This window comes from Amycolatopsis sp. N2S4-7 (assembly GCF_058119595.1).
In genome coordinates, this window is record NZ_CP172299.1 from 8,518,347 (window position 1) to 8,534,783 (window position 16,437).

The 16,437-nt window shown below is 74.1% G+C and carries 13 protein-coding genes and 3 pseudogenes; 6 read left to right on the top strand and 10 right to left on the bottom strand.

Features of this window, described 5'->3' with window-relative positions; genetic code table 11:
- Positions 1–13 precede the first annotated feature (13 nt).
- Genes ACH54P_RS40165 through ACH54P_RS40175 form a run of 3 tightly spaced genes read left to right on the top strand, consistent with a single transcriptional unit; the run spans position 14 to position 2,885 of the window.
- Complete coding sequence (locus ACH54P_RS40165) at positions 14–214, top strand: ferredoxin (protein WP_489908508.1); 201 nt, start codon at positions 14–16, stop codon at positions 212–214.
- Complete coding sequence (locus ACH54P_RS40170; RefSeq protein WP_489908509.1) at positions 211–1,413, top strand: NAD(P)/FAD-dependent oxidoreductase; 1,203 nt, start codon at positions 211–213, stop codon at positions 1,411–1,413. The genes ACH54P_RS40165 and ACH54P_RS40170 overlap by 4 nt, the downstream gene beginning before the upstream one ends.
- 56 nt (positions 1,414–1,469) lie before the next feature.
- Positions 1,470–2,885, top strand: a complete 1,416-nt coding sequence (locus ACH54P_RS40175; protein ID WP_489908510.1) for a BNR repeat-containing protein — start codon at positions 1,470–1,472, stop codon at positions 2,883–2,885.
- Positions 2,886–2,888: 3 nt separating this feature from the next.
- Here the strand turns inward: ACH54P_RS40175 and glmS are convergent, their stop codons facing one another.
- The 8 genes and pseudogenes from glmS to ACH54P_RS40215 form a co-directional block, all read right to left on the bottom strand.
- Positions 2,889–4,712 carry a glutamine--fructose-6-phosphate transaminase (isomerizing) gene (glmS, locus tag ACH54P_RS40180; protein WP_489908511.1) on the bottom strand — a complete coding sequence of 608 codons (1,824 nt, stop codon included), beginning with the start codon at positions 4,710–4,712 and terminating at the stop codon, positions 2,889–2,891.
- A 40-nt stretch (positions 4,713–4,752) separates the two neighbouring features.
- Positions 4,753–5,025, bottom strand: coding sequence for a hypothetical protein (locus ACH54P_RS40185; protein WP_489908512.1), 273 nt, complete (start codon positions 5,023–5,025; stop codon positions 4,753–4,755).
- 56 nt (positions 5,026–5,081) lie between these two features.
- Entirely contained in the window at positions 5,082–5,720 is a 639-nt protein-coding gene (locus ACH54P_RS40190; RefSeq protein ID WP_489908513.1) for a CapA family protein, read from the bottom strand.
- Positions 5,721–5,739: 19 nt separating this feature from the next.
- Positions 5,740–5,973: pseudogene (locus ACH54P_RS40195) on the bottom strand (CapA family protein); the annotation flags it as partial.
- Between the two features lie 257 nt (positions 5,974–6,230).
- The gene (locus ACH54P_RS40200; protein ID WP_489908514.1) at positions 6,231–8,093 is read right to left on the bottom strand and encodes a CocE/NonD family hydrolase; all 1,863 of its coding nucleotides are present in this window, start codon (positions 8,091–8,093) and stop codon (positions 6,231–6,233) included.
- Positions 8,093–8,917: an ABC transporter substrate-binding protein gene (locus tag ACH54P_RS40205; protein WP_489908515.1), complete on the bottom strand. Its 825-nt coding sequence runs from the start codon at positions 8,915–8,917 to the stop codon at positions 8,093–8,095. The genes ACH54P_RS40200 and ACH54P_RS40205 overlap by 1 nt, the downstream gene beginning before the upstream one ends.
- Positions 8,918–8,938: 21 nt before the next feature.
- Positions 8,939–9,718 carry an amino acid ABC transporter ATP-binding protein gene (locus ACH54P_RS40210; RefSeq protein WP_489908516.1) on the bottom strand — a complete coding sequence of 260 codons (780 nt, stop codon included), beginning with the start codon at positions 9,716–9,718 and terminating at the stop codon, positions 8,939–8,941.
- Positions 9,718–10,464, bottom strand: coding sequence for an amino acid ABC transporter permease (locus ACH54P_RS40215; RefSeq protein ID WP_489908517.1), 747 nt, complete (start codon positions 10,462–10,464; stop codon positions 9,718–9,720). The genes ACH54P_RS40210 and ACH54P_RS40215 overlap by 1 nt, the downstream gene beginning before the upstream one ends.
- A 162-nt stretch (positions 10,465–10,626) precedes the next feature.
- Here ACH54P_RS40215 and ACH54P_RS40220 point away from each other — a divergent pair, with 162 nt between their 5' ends.
- Entirely contained in the window at positions 10,627–11,709 is a 1,083-nt protein-coding gene (locus ACH54P_RS40220) for a DUF5937 family protein (RefSeq protein WP_489908518.1), read from the top strand.
- Positions 11,710–11,712: 3 nt separating this feature from the next.
- Here the strand turns inward: ACH54P_RS40220 and dapA are convergent, their stop codons facing one another.
- Positions 11,713–12,582 (bottom strand): 4-hydroxy-tetrahydrodipicolinate synthase, encoded by an 870-nt coding sequence (gene dapA / locus ACH54P_RS40225; protein WP_489908519.1) that lies wholly within the window; start codon positions 12,580–12,582, stop codon positions 11,713–11,715.
- Between the two features lie 72 nt (positions 12,583–12,654).
- On the opposite strand from dapA, the pseudogene ACH54P_RS40230 reads away from it, so the two are divergent.
- Both ACH54P_RS40230 and ACH54P_RS40235 read left to right on the top strand, forming a co-directional pair.
- Positions 12,655–13,571 (top strand): annotated as a pseudogene (locus tag ACH54P_RS40230) (LysR family transcriptional regulator).
- A 34-nt stretch (positions 13,572–13,605) separates the two neighbouring features.
- Positions 13,606–13,707 (top strand): annotated as a pseudogene (locus ACH54P_RS40235) (LysR family transcriptional regulator); the annotation flags it as partial.
- 130 nt (positions 13,708–13,837) lie between these two features.
- Here ACH54P_RS40235 and ACH54P_RS40240 read toward each other — a convergent pair.
- The gene (locus ACH54P_RS40240; protein WP_489908520.1) at positions 13,838–16,393 is read right to left on the bottom strand and encodes a CHAT domain-containing protein; all 2,556 of its coding nucleotides are present in this window, start codon (positions 16,391–16,393) and stop codon (positions 13,838–13,840) included.
- Positions 16,394–16,437 lie beyond the last annotated feature (44 nt).

A 16,437-nucleotide genomic window follows, 5' to 3' on the forward strand; every position in this document is an offset into this window, starting at 1 on the left:
GAGAGGAACAGCCATGAGGGTCACCGTGGACGAAGAGAAGTGCTGCGGCGCCGGTACCTGCGTCATGCTCGCGCCGGACGTGTTCGACCAGCGCGACGACGACGGCATCGTGGTCCTGCTCGACGAGACGCCGGGCGCCGAGCTCCACGCGACCGTCCGCGAGGCGGCCAGCGTGTGCCCGGGCGTCGCGATCTCGGTCAGCGAGGACGCGTGACCGATCACGTCCTGGTCGTCGGGGCCTCGGCCGCCGGGCTCGCGACCGTGGAGGCGCTGCGCCGCAAGGGGTACGCGGGCCGCGTGACCGTGCTGGGCGCCGAGGCGCACCTGCCCTACGACCGGCCGCCGCTGTCGAAGCAGGTCCTCGGCGGGACCTGGACCCCCGAACAGACCCGGTTGCGCACGTCGGAGGCACTGTCCGCATTGGACACCGAGTTCGTGCTCGGCGAACCGGCGACGCGGCTGGACGCCCGCGCGCGGACCGTGCACACGGCGAGCGGGCGGACGTTGCCGGCGGACGCGGTGGTGCTCGCCACCGGGCTGCGGCCGCGCACGCTGCCGGGGCAGGACGGCCTGGCCGGCGTCCACGTGCTGCGCACCCTCGACGACGCGCTGGCCCTGCGCGCGGACCTGGCGCCGGGCAAGCGCGTGGTGGTCGTCGGCGACGGCGTGCTCGGCGCGGAGATCGCCGCGACCGTGTGCGGGCTGGGTGTCCCGGTCACCCTGGCCGGCCCGCAGCCCGCGCCGCTGGCGTACCAGTTCGGCCCCCTCGTCGCGGGCCTGCTCGCCGAGCTCCACACCACCCGCGGCGTCGAGCTGCGGCTCGGCAGCGCCGTCACCGGACTGTCCTCGGAGGACGGACGAGTCACCGGTGTCCGCACGGGGACCGGTGAGGTGCTGCCCGCCGACGTCGTCGTGGTGGCGTTCGGCGCGGCACCGGCGACGGAGTGGCTGGCGGGCAGCGGGGTGTTGTGCGACAACGGCATCGTCTGCGACTCCCGCTGCCGGGCGGCGGACGGCATCTACGCGGCGGGCGACGTCGCCCGCTGGCACCACGAGGGCTTCGACGCGCTGCTGCGGCTGGAGAACCGGACCAACGCCACCGAGCAGGCGGCCGTGGTCGCCGGGAACATCCTCGGCGAGGACCGGCCGTACACGCCGGTGCCGTACTTCTGGACCAACCAGTTCGACGCCCGGGTCCACGTGCACGGGACGCTGTCCGCGGACGCGGACGTGTCCATTGTGGAGGGTGACGTCCGCGAGGGCCGGTTCGTCGCGCGGTACCGGCGTGGTGGAGACGTCGTCGGGGTGCTCGGCTGGAACATGCCGAAGCAGGCTCGGCAGCGCCGTCAGGAGATCGCCGGAGCGGTTCTCGCCGGGAAGGTCCGACTCGTGAAACCCCCGTTCGTCGGTTGACGGCGAGCCGGGTGAGGGCGAACCTGTTCACGTTAACAGCGCGGGAAGGGTGAGTCATGGCCGCGAAGAGAGCGCTTTCCCGGATTCTCGGCATGCTGACCATCGCGGCGGTGTCACTGGCACCGGCGCCACCGGCGGAGGCGGAGGCGGCCGTGGCCGTGACCAAGATCGGGGACACCCAGCTCGATCCGGCAGCCCTGTACTTCGTCTCCTACGACGGCCTGGTCAACAACGACTCCTTCCAGCAGAGCGGCATCTTCGGCTACGCCGGTTACCAGTACGCGGCCTGGTACACCGCCGACCGCAGCGCGGTCGTCGCCCGGCGCCCCGAAGCCGGGGCGTGGCAGACCGTCGTGCTGCCCCACAAGCTCACCGTCGACGACTCGCACAACGTCATCTCGATGGGCGTCTCCCCGGAGGACGGCCGGCTCCACGTCGCCATGGACACCCACGGCAACCAGGTCTACTACGTCGAGTCGGTCGCGGACCTGCTGTCCGCACCCGCTTCGCACGCCTGGACGGCCTCGGCGTTCGGTCCCGTGCAGCGCACGCTGAACGGCGTCGACCTCGGGGCGATCACCTACCCGCAGTTCGTGGTCACGCCGGAGCGGCGGCTGCAGCTGAGCTACCGGACCGGGACGTCCGGCAACGGCGTGAACGAGCTCGCCGAGTACAGCGCGGGCAGCTGGCGCAAGCTCGGGAAGTGGACGTCGGCGACCGGCTCGTGGGTCTCCGGCAACGGCGTCACCAGCACCACCCGCAACATGTACCTGCACGGCATCACCTACGGTCCCGGCGGGCGGCTGCACGCCGCGTTCACCTGGCGCGAAGGCAACACCGGCGTGCTGTGCAACGCCGGGGGCCTCGCCAACCACGACACCGGGTACGTCTACAGCGACAACCGCGGCCGCACCTGGCGGAACAACGCGGGCACGGTCGTCGCGACCACCGGGGGCACGCCGGTGGCGGTCGGGTCGCCGGGCACGGTCGTCGACCCGCTCGGGGTCGACCACGGCCTGATGAACCAGGAGAGCCAGGCCGTCGACTCCGCGGGCAATCCCCACGTCGTGATCAGCTACGTACCCGGCCGCTTCACCCAGTGCGTCACGAACTACTCGGCGCAGCGCAAGCAGTACGGCCGGACGTTCTTCCTCAGCCGGGCCGCCGACGGCAGCTGGACCAAGCGCGAAGTGCCGGTGGCGCCGGAGTCGACCCAGCGCTCGAAGCTGGTGTTCGACCGGAGCGACAACGCCTACCTCGTGATGCCGTACGGCCGGATCGTCGCGGCGACCAGGGCGAGCGGCTGGACCGACTGGAAGACGGTGCACAGCCCGGACCTCCACGCGTTCGGCGAGGTGGACGTCGACGACTCGCGCCTGGCCGCCACCGGCGTCATCTCCGTGCTGTACCAGCAGGTTTCGACTGGGACGACGCCGTCGCCGATCCGGGTGGCGGACTTCCGGCTCGGCTGAGCCTCACTCGACCGTGACCGACTTGGCCAGGTTGCGCGGCTTGTCGATGTCGTAGCCCAGGGTGAGCGCGGCGTGGTAGGCGAGCAGCTGCAACGGGATCGTCAGCAGGATCGGGTCGAGCTCCGGCTCGGTCTTGGGCACCACGATCCGCGGGACGTCGAGTTCACCGAAGTCGACACCTTCGTGGGTCACCGCGAGGACGGCCCCGCCGCGGGCCTTGATCTGCTGCACCGCGGCCAGGTTGCGGCCGGTCAGCTCGTCGGCGGGCACGACGGCCACCGTCGGGAGCGCTTCGTCGATCAGGGCGAGCGGGCCGTGCTTGAGCTCCGACGTCTGGTACGCCTCGGCGTGGCGGTAGGAGATCTCCTTGAACTTCTGCGCCCCCTCCCGCGCCACCGGGTAACCGCGGACGCGGCCGACGAAGAACAGGCTGTTCGCGGCCGCGACGGTCTTCGCGTGCTCGGCGATCTCCGGTTCGCCGTCCAAAACGGACTTGATCTGGCCGGGCAGGGCGCGGATGGCCGCGATGACGCGCTGACCGTCCGCGTTGGACAGGTCGCGCACCCGGCCGAGGGCCAGCGCGATCAGGGCGAAGCCGACGGCCATGTTCGTGAGCGCCTTGGTCGAGGCGACCGCGATCTCCGGCCCGGCGTGCAGGTACACCCCGCCGTCGCAGGCGCGGGCGATGGTCGAGCCGACGACGTTGACCAGGCCCACCACCCGGCCGCCCTTGCGCTTGATCTCCTCGACGGCGAACGCGGTGTCGATCGTCTCGCCGGACTGGCTGACCGCGATGTAGAGGGTGTCGGCTTCGATGATCGGGTTGCGGTACCGGAACTCCGACGCGGCTTCGGCGTCGGCCGGGATCCGCGCCAGCTCCTCGATCATCGTCGCGCCGATCTGGCCGACGTAGTACGCGGAGCCGCAGCCGAGGATCTTCACGCGGCTGAACCCACGCAGCTCCCGGGGCGTCAGGTTGAGCCCGTCCAGGCGGGCGACGCCGAACCGGTCGTCCAGCCGGCCGCGGATGATCCGCTCGACGGACTCGGGCTGCTCCTGGATCTCCTTGGCCATGTAGTGCGGGTAGCCGCCGAGGTCGAGGTCTTCGGCGGCGATGTCGATCTCGGTGGCCGGCTTGGTCGTGTCGCTCTCGTCGACGGTGAAGGTGCGGTAGCCGGTGGCGAAGACCGTCGCGAACTCGCCGTCGTCGAGGTGCGCGACCTGCGAGGTGTGCCGGACGAGCGCGGCGAGGTCGCTGGCGACGAACATCTCCCGCTCGCCGACGCCGATGATCAGCGGCGAGCCGTTGCGCGCGATGACCAGCCGGTCCGGGTGCGCGGAGTCGGTGACGGCGATCGCGTACGTCCCGGTGATCCGCGAGACGGCCTCGACGACGGCGTCTTCGAGGTTTTCGGCGTTCGCGCGCGCGATCAGGTGGGCGAGGACCTCGGTGTCGGTCTCGGACGTGAGGGTGACGCCGGCGTCGGCGAGCTGGGCGCGCAGCGCGTCGGCGTTGTCGATGATCCCGTTGTGGACGACGCTGATGCGGCCGTCTTCGGAGGTGTGCGGGTGGGCGTTGGCCTCCGACGCGGGCCCGTGCGTGGCCCACCGCGTGTGCCCGATGCCGACCTTCCCGGCGAGCCGCTTGGGCAGGGCCGCGGCGAGGTTGCGCACCCGGCCCACGACGCGGTGGACCTGGGTGCCGCCCTTGGGGCCGAGGACGGCGAGCCCGGCGGAGTCGTAACCGCGGTACTCGAGCCGGGTCAGGCCTTCGAGCAGGATGGGGGCGGCGTTCTGGCCGCCGATGTAGCCGACGATTCCGCACATGGTGGATGAACCTCTTCAGCAGGGGAAAGGGGAGTGCCGGTCAGCCGTAGACGATGCGTCGCAGCTGGCGCTCGGACAGGTCCGGCGCCGCCACGAGCCGGCCACGGAGCTCGGCGGCGATCCGGGGGAAGATCTCGGGGTTCTTCCGGCCCTCGGCCTGCAGCTCGGTGTGCCGGCGGCGCACGTACTGCTCGGTGGGCGTCCGGTAGAAGGCCAGGACGTCGTCGACGACGCGGGCGGCGACCCCCGGTGGCAAACCGGTGGAAGCGGCCACGCGATCGACGATGTCGGTGTCCTCCACGTCGGCCATCATGCCTTGCTGGTCGGCAGACGGCCAAATTCTTGCCCGAAATCGGGCAAGTTCGGCGCTCAGGACGACGTCACGTGACCGACGCCGTCGCGGATCTCGATCTCCGTGCCGAACGGCGCCGACAGGCGGCGCAGGCGGTCCAGGATCCGCGCCCCCGTCGCCTCGCCGGCGAGCCGGGGCAAGCCCCGGCCGGCGTCGCGCCCGCTGTCCCAGTGCAGCTCCACCGGGTGCAGCCGGAGCGCGGCGAGCCGGCCGTCCGCGGCGAAGCGGCAGACGGCGACCACGCTCTCGTGCCAGACGCGCTCCTCGAAAACGCCGTGGACGCGGTTGTGCTCCAGGTGCTCCGCGTCGGTGGTGTCCGGCCCGGCCGGCGGGGACTTCTCGTGGGCGTCGGGGGTCAGCGGCTGCTGGGTGTTCTCCATGAAGACGAAGTTGCCCAGGGAGTGGAAGATCGGGCGGCCGCGGTGCAGCTCGATGCCGCGGAGCTGGTGCGGGCCGTGGCCGGCGACCAGGTCCGCGCCGTCGTCGATCGCCTCCCGGGCGAGGACGCGCAGGAACTCCGGCGGCGTCCGGCTCCGGTTGCCGGGCTCGTGGGTGTGCACGGCGGCGATCGTGAAGTCCGACGTCTGCTTCGCCTGCCGCACCGACCGCAGCACGGCCCGGCGGTCGGCCTCGTGCAGCGGGTACTCGAGGTCCACGGCGGCCGGAGGGGGCCGCGGCCCGCGCCGCCGGCTCGAACCGCGTGGCCAGCGACACCAGCGAAACCCGGCCGCCGGGGGTGACGAGGTACCGGGGCGCGCGGGCGTCCGCGAGGGTGTCCCCGGTGCCGGCGTGGACGATCCCCGCCTCGGTGAGCAGCCGGTCGGTGGCCCGCATCTCCACCACGCCCCAGTCCGTGGTGTGGTTGTTCGCGCGGGACACCAGGTCGAACCCCATCCGCCGCAGGTCGGCGGCACCCCGGGGTGCTGATCAGCCACGACCCGCCGGGCTCGGCCGACGGCCGGCCCCCGAAGGTGCGCGGGTCGGCCGCCGTCCCTTCGGAGTTGCCGACCGTGACGTCGGCCGAGCGCAGCAGCTCCAGCAGGTCCGGGACCCGGCCTTCCAGCAGCGGCGTCAGCACGTCGTCGACGACGAGGTCGCCGACCGCGGCGACGGTGAACCCGCCGGGCACGTTCGCGTGCCGTCACCCCGGGGAGAGGGCGCCGCGGTCAGCCATCGGCGTCGCCCGGGAGGATCGGCAGGGTGAGCCACGACCGGCCGTCGAGGTGGACGCGGTTGGTGGCGACGACCTTCCGGCGGTCGCCCACTTCGCGGGCGCCGGTGCCGGTGTTGACGTCGAACCGGGGGAAGTTGCTGGAGCTGACGTCGAGCCGGATCCGGTGGCCGGTCCGGAACAGGTTCGCCGTGTCGGGGGCCTCGACGGTGATGTCGTAGGTCTCGCCCGGCACCAGGGGCGCCGGCTCGGCGAACGAGTCGCGGTAGCGGCAGCGCAGGATGCCGTCGGTGAGGTTCATCGCGAACCCCTGCGGATAGTCCTCGCTCGGCGGGTGGACGTCGATCAGCTTCACCGTGAAGTCGGTGTCGGCCGCCGAGGACGACACGGCCAGCCGCACGGTGACCGGTCCGGCGACCGCGACGTCGTGTGCCAGCGGCGGGGTCTGGAACACGAGCACGTCGGGCCGGCTCTCCAGCGGCAGGAACGGCTCCGTGGCGCCGAAGAAGCGCTCGTCGGGGCACTGGTGGAACGCGCCGCCGGTCATCACCGGCTCGCCCGAGGTGACCTGCCCGCCGAGGGTGGGCACCGGGTCGGCGGGGTCGAAGTCGTACTCGAGGTACGCCGGGCCGTGCGGCTCCCGGGCCAGGCTGCCGTCGCCGCCCAGCACGAACACCTGCTCCACCGCGGTCTCCGGCGGCCAGGCCGACGCCGTGAGCCACCGGCCGCCGTGGTCGAGCCGTCCCTCGGGCGTCCGGCGCCCGGAACCGCCGCCCATCAGGAAGAACCGGACCGGCGGCGGGGCTTCGGCGCCGGTTTCCGGGGCCAGGTGCGCGTCGAACCAGCGCAGCCGCATCGTCACGTAGTCGTCGTCGAGGTTCCCGTCGAGCCGCGCTTCCGGTCCGAAGTCGACGTCGCCGGCGTGCCGGGCGCTGCGGGCGCCGTGGGTCCACGGCCCGAGCACGAGGTAGGCGGGGCTGTGCTTCTTGCGGCCGAGCTCGCGGAAGTTCTCGGTGGCGGTGCGGACGTAGGGGTCGTACCAGCTGGAGACGTGCAGGCTCGGGACGTCCGGGAACCGGTCGTAGAAGCCGCGGGCGAAGATGCCGGGCTGGCGCCAGTACTCGTCGAACGTGCCGTGCTCCCACTGCTGCAGCAGGTAGTCCTCGTAGTCGGGCACGAACCGCAGCGGGCTCGCCCCGCGCCGCCACGGCATCCGCGTGAACCACGCCCGCAGGTCTTCGGAGTCCAAAGTGGCCCGCAGCACCGGGTCCGCGAGCACCGCGGCGCTCGTGCGGGCGCGGTGGAACGCCCAGGTCACCTGCTTCAGCTCGAACGCGCCGCCCATCCGCGTCCCGGCTTCGTAGGCGCTGGCGAACCCGCCGGAGTCGAGGAACATCGCCGCGAGGTGCGGCGCGCCCAGCGACGCGAGCGCGGCCTGCGCGTGCGCCGAGTAGGAGACGCCCATGGTCGCGACCCGGCCGTCGCACCAGTCCTGCGCGGCGATCCACTCGACGGTGTCGTACCCGTCCTCGGCCTCGTTGAGGTACTTCGTGAAGGTGCCGCCCGAGTCGCCCCGGCCCCGGCAGTCCTGGCGCACGACCAGGTAGCCGCCCGCGACGAACCGTTCGGCGGCGACCTCGGGCGGCGGCGGGTCGTCGGGACCCAGGGCGCCGTCGGACTTGCGCGCGAGCCGGCGCCCGTACGGCGTGCGCTCGAGGAGCACCGGCCCGGCGGCCGGCCCGGGCCGCGCGGCGTAGAGGTCGGCGACCAGAGCCGTGCCGTCGCGGGCGGGGACGTCGAGCACGAGCCGCCAGCACTCCCGGCCGCCGGGCAGCGCCAGCCGTTCCCAGCCGCCCATCACAGCCCGCCCGCGAACTGCGCGCCGAGCTCGGGCCAGGCGGCGACGAGCTGCGGGAGCGGCGCCGTGGTGAAGTACTTGCGGTACAGCCGCGCGTACGTGCCGTCGGCGACCATCGCGGCGATCTGCCGGTCCAGCGCGGTGAGCAGGGCGCCGTGGTCCTTGGGCACGGCCATCGACGTCGGGTGGTCGACCGGCGCCGACGTGGCGAGGTGCAAAGCGGGGTACTGCTTGAGGAAGTGCTCGGCGTCCGGCCCGCCGACGACGAACGCGTCGAGGCTGCCGTTGAGCAGCTGGCTGACGGCGGCGTTGGCGTTCGGGAAGCCGATCGGCGCGGCGCCCGGCATCTTGGCCGGGACGAACGGTTCCTGCGCCGAACCGGTGACCACGCCGACCTTCGCGCCGGGGAAGTCCGTCAGTTTCGACGCCGTGCTCTTCGCGCTCGTCAGCACCGCCGTCGTGCTCCAGAACAGCGGCTTGGTGAACGCGACGTTCTTCTGCCGTTCTTCGGTGACGCCGAGGCCGGCCGCGGCGAGGTCGTACTGGTGGCTGGTCAGCCCGGCCAGCGACGACGTCACCGACGTCGCCTTGTAGTCGACCTTCAGCCCCAGCCGCTTGGCGGCTTCGTCGGTGATGTCGACGACGAAGCCGACCGGCTTGCCGCCCGGGTCACCGTAGGCGAACGGCGGCTGGCTGGTCTGGGTGGCGGCGCGGATCGTGCCGGGGTCGAGCAGGCCGTACGGGTCGCCGGCCGACGCGCTGTCGCCGCAGCCGGCGAGCAGGAGGGCGCCGACGGCCACGGCGAGGTAGCGGGTGCGGAGCATCGGAGTGTCCTTTCCGGACGGTCAGAGGACGCGGGCGAGGAAGTCGCGCAGCCGCGGGGTTTCCGGGTGGTCGAGGGTCGCGGAGGCGGGCCCGGCTTCGGCGATCCGGCCGTCGTCCATGAACACCACGCGGTCGGCGACCTCGCGGGCGAAGCCGATCTCGTGGGTCACCGCGACCATGGTCATGCCCGACGTGGCCAGCGAGCGCATCACGTCGAGGACGTCCTTCACCAGCTCGGGGTCCAGGGCCGAGGTGGCCTCGTCGAACAGCATCACCTCGGGTTCCATGGCGAGCGCGCGGGCGATCGCGACGCGCTGCTGCTGCCCGCCGGAGAGCCGGCCGGGCCGCTGGTTCGCCAGGTTCGCCAGGCCGAGCCGCTCCAGCTGGGCCATCGCGGCCGCGTCGGCGGCCTCCTTGCCGAGCGAACGGACGTGCCGCAGCGCGGCGGTGACGTTCTTCAGCACGCTCAGGTGCGGGAACAGGTTGAAGTGCTGGAAGACCATGCCGACGCGCGCGCGGACGGCGTCGACGTCCACCCCCGGGCCGGTGACCACCGTGCCGCCCAGCCGGATTTCCCCGGACGTCGGCGGTTCGAGCAGGTTGAGGCACTTGAGCAGGGTCGACTTGCCGGACCCGGACCGCCCGATCACGCAGACGGTCTCGCCGGCGGCCACGTCGAGGTCGACGTCGCGCAGCACCTCCAGCGGGCCGTACCGCTTGTGCAGGCCCCGCACGGACACCGCGGGCGGCGCGGCGACGGCGGCGGCCGGGCCGAGTTCGGAAACGGTCTCGGCGGGCATCAGACCACCGCCTTCGCCGGGACGGCCGTGGCCGCGGGCGCCGTGGTGAACCGGCGGCCGTCGCGCATGTGCTTGTCGAGCCGGTTCACCGCGTACGTGAGCGGGATCGTCAGCAGCAGGTAGCACAGCCCCGCGGCGACGAGCGCCGACGAGTTGTACGTCGCCGCCTGCCGTTCCTGGGCGATGAAGTACAGCTCACGTTGGCCGGCACCGAGTCCGAGCAGGTACACCAGGGCGCTCTCCTTGATGTCGATGATGAACTGGCCGGCCAGCGCCGGCAGGACGTTGCGCACGCCCTGCGGGACGACGACCACGCGCATGGCGGTCAGGTAGGGCATGCCGAGGCTGCGCGCGGCGTGCAGCTGCCCGGCCGGGACGGCCTGGATGCCGGACCGGAAGATCTCGGCCGAATAGGCCGCGGAGATGAGCGCGATCGCGAGCACGGCGTACCCGAGCGGCTCGCGGCCGAACGGGCGGAGGCCGGCCGCGGGCAGGCCGACCCCGACCAGGCTGACGGTGACGATCGCGGGCAGGCCGCGGAAGACGTCGACGTACAGGCGGGCGGGCAGCCGGACCAGCCGCCGCCGGGACAACAGCAGCAACGCCAGCAGCACGCCGCCGAGGACGCCGAAGACGATCGCCAGCAAGGCGATCAGCAGGGTGTTGCGCAGCCCTTCGGTGAGCAGGGCGGGCAGGACGTTCAGGATCTCGTGGAGGTCGAAGAAGGTGCGCAGGAAGTCGGGCATCGGCCTGGCCTCTCGTGTGGCGGGCTCCGAGGGGGTCACGGGGCGCCGCGGGGATCGCCCGCGGCCACCCGGTGCCGGGTTGCGGAAAGGCTAGGTCCGATTCGCGACAGCGCACCTGACAGTTACCGCGCACGCGGTAAACATGGGCTCTAAGCTGGGCGCATGTCCGTCGTCCTGACCGTGCACGGCGCGCGGGCGGCCGACCTCGTCGCCGGGGTTTCGCCGCTGGCGGAGCTGCTCGCGTGCCTGCACTCGATCGCCGAGCCGGAGCACCACTTCGAGGTGCGGCCCTGGCTCACCCGCGTCCGCGCGGACACCTCGGCCGGCCTGCACGGCCGGCTGAACACCTACGCCCCGCTGTGGGCGCGCCGCCGCTGCCGGCTGCTGCTGCCGTTCGAGCTGCCGCTCGGGCAAACCCTCGACGAAGAGCTGCGGCGGATCGAGGCGCTGCCGGTGGACCGCTTCGCCGCGACCGCGGCCGAGGCGATCCACGGCGGCCTGTTCGACATCGGCGACCTGCTGGGCGACGCCGCGGCGAGGGACGCCTACGTCGCGTCGTGCGAACGGCGGTCCTTCGGGCGCGGCGAGCTGGCCCGCCACCTCGTCGGCGACCCGGAGGCCTTCCGCGCGGACCTGCTGGACGTTCTGCGGGCCTGTGCCGGCGAGTTCTTCACCGACGAGTGGACGCGCGTGTCGCACCGGCTGGAAAGCGAATGCGCGACGGTGCGGGCGCGGGTCAGCGCGCTGCCGGTCGCCGAGGCACTGGCGTCGCTGAGCCCGAACGCGGCGGTGCGGCAGGAGCCGCCGTCCGTCGTGTTCGACAAGCTGCAGTCCCTGCACGCCGACCTGCGCGGCCGCCGGTGCCTGCTGGTGCCGTCCGTGCACGCCCGGCCGCACCTGATCGTCAAGGTGGACCCGGAGTTCCCGGTGGTGGTGCACTTCCCGGTCGAGGGACCGGCCGACGGCGCCCGCGACACCCTGGCCCAGGTCCGCCTGCGCCTGGCGATCCTCGCCGACCCGGCGCGGCTCTCGCTGTGCCGCCACCTGGTCAACGAGCCGATCACGACGTCCGACCTGGCCGCCCGCACCGGCATGACGGTGCCCCAGGTGTCCCGCCACCTGGGCCGCCTGCGCACGGCCGGGCTGCTGGTCTCCCGCCGCGACGGCCGGATGGTCCAGCACCGCCTGAACCTCCAGCGGCTGATGCAGCTGGGCGTCGACGTGCTGACGACGATCATGCGGTGAGGCTCAGCCGGGCACGGCCATTGCTGTTCGCAGCCGCTCGCGGTCGTGGGTTTCGAGCAGCGGGAGCCGGACGTTCGGGTGCGGGATGATCCCGAGTTCGGCCAGTGCGGCCTTGGCCATCACCGTCCCCGAAGAGGTGCGCACGACGGCGTCGACCAGCGGGATGAGTCCGTTGTGGACGGTCCGGGCCGTGGCCAGGTCGCCGTCGCGGACCGCTTGGATCAGGGCGGCGGTGCGGTCGGCGGCGATGTTGGCCACCACGCTGACCACCCCCGCCGCGCCGCACGCGAGGTACGGGAGGTTGAGTTCGTCGATGCCGCAGTAGTAGGCCAGTGACGTCCGGGCCAGCACCGACATCGCCTCGAACAGGTCGCCCTTGGCGTCCTTGACCGCGCGGATCCGGGGGTGGCCGCCGAGTTCGACCAGGGTGGCCGCCGCCATGGCGATGCCAGCGCGCGCCGGGACGTCGTAGAGCATCACCGGCAGCTCGGTCGCGTCGGCCACCGCCACGCAGTGCGCCACCACCCCGGCCTGCGTCGGCCGGGAGTAGTAGGGGCAGACGACGAGCAGCGCGTCCGCCCCGGCCGCCTCGGCTTCGCGGGCCCGGCGGACGCTCGCGGCCGTGTCGTAGGTGCCGACGCCGGCGATGACCCGGGCCCGGTCGCCCACCCGGGCCGCCACCGCGCGGACGAGCCACGCGGCCTCGGTGCCGGTCAGGGTGGGGGATTCGCCGGTGGTCCCGCCGACGACGATGCCGTCGCACCCGGTGGCCAGCAGGTGGTCGACGAGGCGGGCGAGCCCGGCTTCGCAGAGCGTGCCGTCGGGCCGCATCGGGGTCACCATCGCGACGAGGTTGGAGCCGAAGAGGGTCATGACCCGACCCTCCCGCCTCCGATCGGTGCGGTCCAGCGATGGTTTTTTGCCGATACTGCGTAGCATGGCTTCATGATCGAGGTCGGCGCGCTGCGGGCGTTGCGGTCGGTGGCCGCGCTCGGCACGCTGGCGCGCGCGGCACGCTGGCGCGCGCGGCCGACGAGCTCGGGTTCACGGCGTCGGCCGTGTCCCAGCAGATCAAGCGGCTGGAACGCCGGCTCGGCGTCCCGGTGCTGGCGCCGGCGGGCCGCGGGGTCGTGCTCACCCCGGCCGGGCAGGCGCTCGTCGACTCGGCGGCCGACGTGTTCCAGGCGCTGGAGCGCTGCGCCGAAGCGGCCCAGTCGGTCGCGGAAGGCGCGCCTCGCGGCACCCTCCGCGTGGTCGCGTTCTCGACGGGCATCCGCGGCCTGCTCGCGCCGGTGCTGCGGGGACTGGCGGAGCGCTGCCCGGACCTGCGCGTGCACGTCACCGAGCAGGATCCGGACCAGGCCCTCCACAGCGTCGACGCCGGCACGGCGGACCTCGCCCTCGTCCACGACGCCGACGGGCTGCCGGCCCCGCTGCCGCCGTCACTGACCCGGCGGCACGTGCACACCGACGCCGGCGACGTGGTCATGAGCCGGACGCACCCGCTGGCGCTCGCCGACCGGCCCCTGACCGGCGCGGACCTGGCCGGCCACGCGTGGGTGACGAGCCCGCCGGGCACGGTGTGCCACCAGTGGTTCCGGCGGTTGGTCGCGGAGGTGCCCGAAGACCCGGACGTGCGCCACCTGGTCGACGACTTCGCCAGCCAGCTGTCGCTGGCCGCTGCGGGCGGGGTGCTCGCGTTGATCCCGCGCCTGGCCCGGCCGCCGCTGGGGGACGAGCTGGTGTCCCGCCCGTTGCGGCGGCCGCCGACGCGGGAGGTGCACGCGGCTTGGCGGCGCAGTGCCGACGCGAGCCCGGCGATCCGTGCGGTGCTGGGGGAGCTGGGTGAGCTGCCCGGGTAGGTGAGCCCGGCCGCCGCCGCTCGCGACGGCGGATCGGCGTTCTGCGCGGGAGGTGCACGCGGCTTGGCGGCGCAGTGCCGACGCGAGCCCGGCGATCCGTGCGGTGCTGGGGGAGCTGGGTGAGCTGCCCGGGTAGGTGAGCCCGGCCGCCGCCGCTCGCGACGGCGGATCGGCGTTCTGCGCGGGAGGTGCACGCGGCTTGGCGGCGCAGTGCCGACGCGAGCCCGGCGATCCGCGCGGGTGCTGGGTGCGCTGGCCGACCTGGATCAGCTGCCCAGGCAGGTGAACCCGGCCGCCGCCGCTCTCGATGCCGGGTCGGCGTCCCGTAGCTCCAGCTGAGCCGCCGCCAGGGCCGGGGCCGCGGGTTCGCCCGCCGCCAGCCTCCGGTGCAGGGACACCATCAGCGGCACCGTCTCGGCGTCCGGGATCGGGACCACCGAGGCGACCAGCTGGGCCGTGCCGTGCCCGATGAAGGCCGCGCTGAGCCCGAGGAGCTCGTCGCCCGTGGGCACCACCGACCGGCCGCTGTCGCACGAGGCCAGCACCAGCGTGTGGGGCACCCGCGCGAGCCGTTCCAGGTCGTGGACGATCAGGGGGCCGTCGTGCAGGCGGAGGCGCGAAAACAGCGGGTTGTCCGCCGCGAGGTTGCCGTGGGCCGCCAGGTGCGCCAACCGCGCCGTGGCCAGCGCCGCGAGCACCGCGTCGACCGTCGCGGTCTCCGCCAGCATCGGCGCGCACCCGTGGATCGCGGCGACGGCCCGCGCTTCCTCCGAGGCGCCGGCCAGCCCGGGTCCGGCGGCCACCGCGACCGGACCCGCCGCGGCCGGGGTGCCGTCGGCTTCGCGCCACAGCGTCGCCGACGGCGTCACCGTCACCGCGCGTCCCGCGCACGACGGCAGCACCGACCACGGGATGCCGTGCAGGGCCCCGGTCGGCGCGAGCACCAGCGGCCGGCCGTCGGTCTCGCGCAACGGCTCGAGCAACGCCGTGTCCAGCCGCCGCGCGCTGGTGGTGAGCAGGGCGGCCAGTGACGTCCCGCGCCGGTCGAGCCGGGCCAGGCGGTGCAGGGCGAACCGCACGCGGTCGACGCCGTCGGCGATCGGGGCGGCCGGTCCCAGGGCGTGCAGGCGCAGCCGCCCGTCCACCAGCGTCAGGGCGTGGAGCACGCCGTCCACCTGGAGGAACTCCACGAGCGCGCGTTCCCCGAGGGCGGCACCGAGACTGCCGGCCGACGCGGGCGCCGGGGGCACGCCGGCCGCCGCGGCGGGGTGGAGCCGGGTGTGGTCGCGGATCCGCCGTTCGAGCGTGATCCGCCGCTGCGCCGGCACCGCCTGGCCGCGGTCGATGTCGGCGACGACAACCCGCAGCTGCGCCAGCATGCCGGCCAGCGCCGGGTCGTCGGCCGGCCGGACGGGCCGGTGCAGCAGCCGGCTCGCCCGGCCGCGTTCGGCCCACTCCAGCACCGCGGCCGGCCGGCCTTCGGCCAGCGCCGACCGCAGGCCCAGCTCGGTCAGCTCGCGCCGGTGCGCGGCCGAGTGCACCCAGAGGTCCGTCGCCCCCAGCGCGGCCGCGTGCTCGTCGAGGATGCGCAGCCCGTTGCGGGCCGCCCGCCGCGCCCCGCGGACGTCGTGGCCGGACTGCCGCAGCACCGCCTCGGCGTACCACCCCCGCGCCCGCAACGTCGCCGGCCCGCGCCGGCGCACCCGGCTCGCCCACCGCAGGTGCTCCCGCGCCGCGTCGTCCTTCCGCCGCCGGAGCAGCACCTGCGCCGCGATCAGCCGCGCCTCCACGGCCGCCGCCGGCCACCCGGCGCCGGCGAGGGTGCCTGCCATCCGCTCGACGGCGTCGAGCGGCACCCGCGGGACGCGCCCGGCGGCCGATTCGGCCCGCAGCACGGCGAGCCGGGCCACCGCCGCCCACTCGTCCCGCCCCTGCCGGGCGAACTCGCGGCTCGCCTGCCGGGCGTGCGTGACCGCGGTTTCCCAGCCGCCGCCCAGGTACGCCGCCTGGGACAGCAGAAGCCGGGCCTCGGGGACGTTGAGCAGACGGCGTTCGCGCCGGTAGGTCGCGACGGCGCGTTCGGCCGACTCGCGCGCTTCCCCGGCGACGCCCGCCGACAGCAGCAGTTCGGCCCGGTGCCGGTGCACCCAGCCGAGCTGGGCCCCGTGCGCGGAGATGATCCGCTCGGCCCGGTCGAGGTGCCCGAGCGCGGCGGGCACGTCCCCGCGGAACGTCTCGACACGGCCCAGGTTCTCCGCGATGATCCCGACGGTCAGCTCCCGGCCCAGTTCGCGGGCGAGCTGCTCGGCCTCCAGCAGATCGGCTTTGGCGGCGGCGAAGGCGTAGCGGTCGGACTGCAGGAACGCCCGGTTGATGAGCATCCGCTGCACGCCGAGCCGGTCGCCGGTGCGGCGCAACGTCGCGAGCGCCGTGCGGAAGTCGGCCAGTGCCTCGTCGACCCGGCCGGTCTGGTTCCGGACGATCGCCCGCTGGGCGAGCGCGCGGGCCGCGGACGCGCCGGTCAAGTCCGGCAGCGCCAGATCGACCTCCCGCAGCGCCGCCGCCGGACGGCCGTGCTGCGCCAGCGCGTACGCCAGTTTCATCCGGGCCTCGGCCACCAGCTCCGCCGACCCGGCCGCGCGGCCGGCGGCCATGGACCGGCGCAGGTGGCGGACCGCGTCCCCCATCTCGCCGCAGTGCAGCAGGGCGTGTCCCCAGGCGCGTTCGGCGACCGCCAGCGCGGCCGGATCCCGGTCGCGCCGGGCCCGGAGCACGGCCGGGCCGGCCAGCGGGAGCGCCTTGCGCGGGTCGAGATCGGCCACCCGCATCACCTCATCGGCTGCATCTCGCGCCGGGTGATGCATCA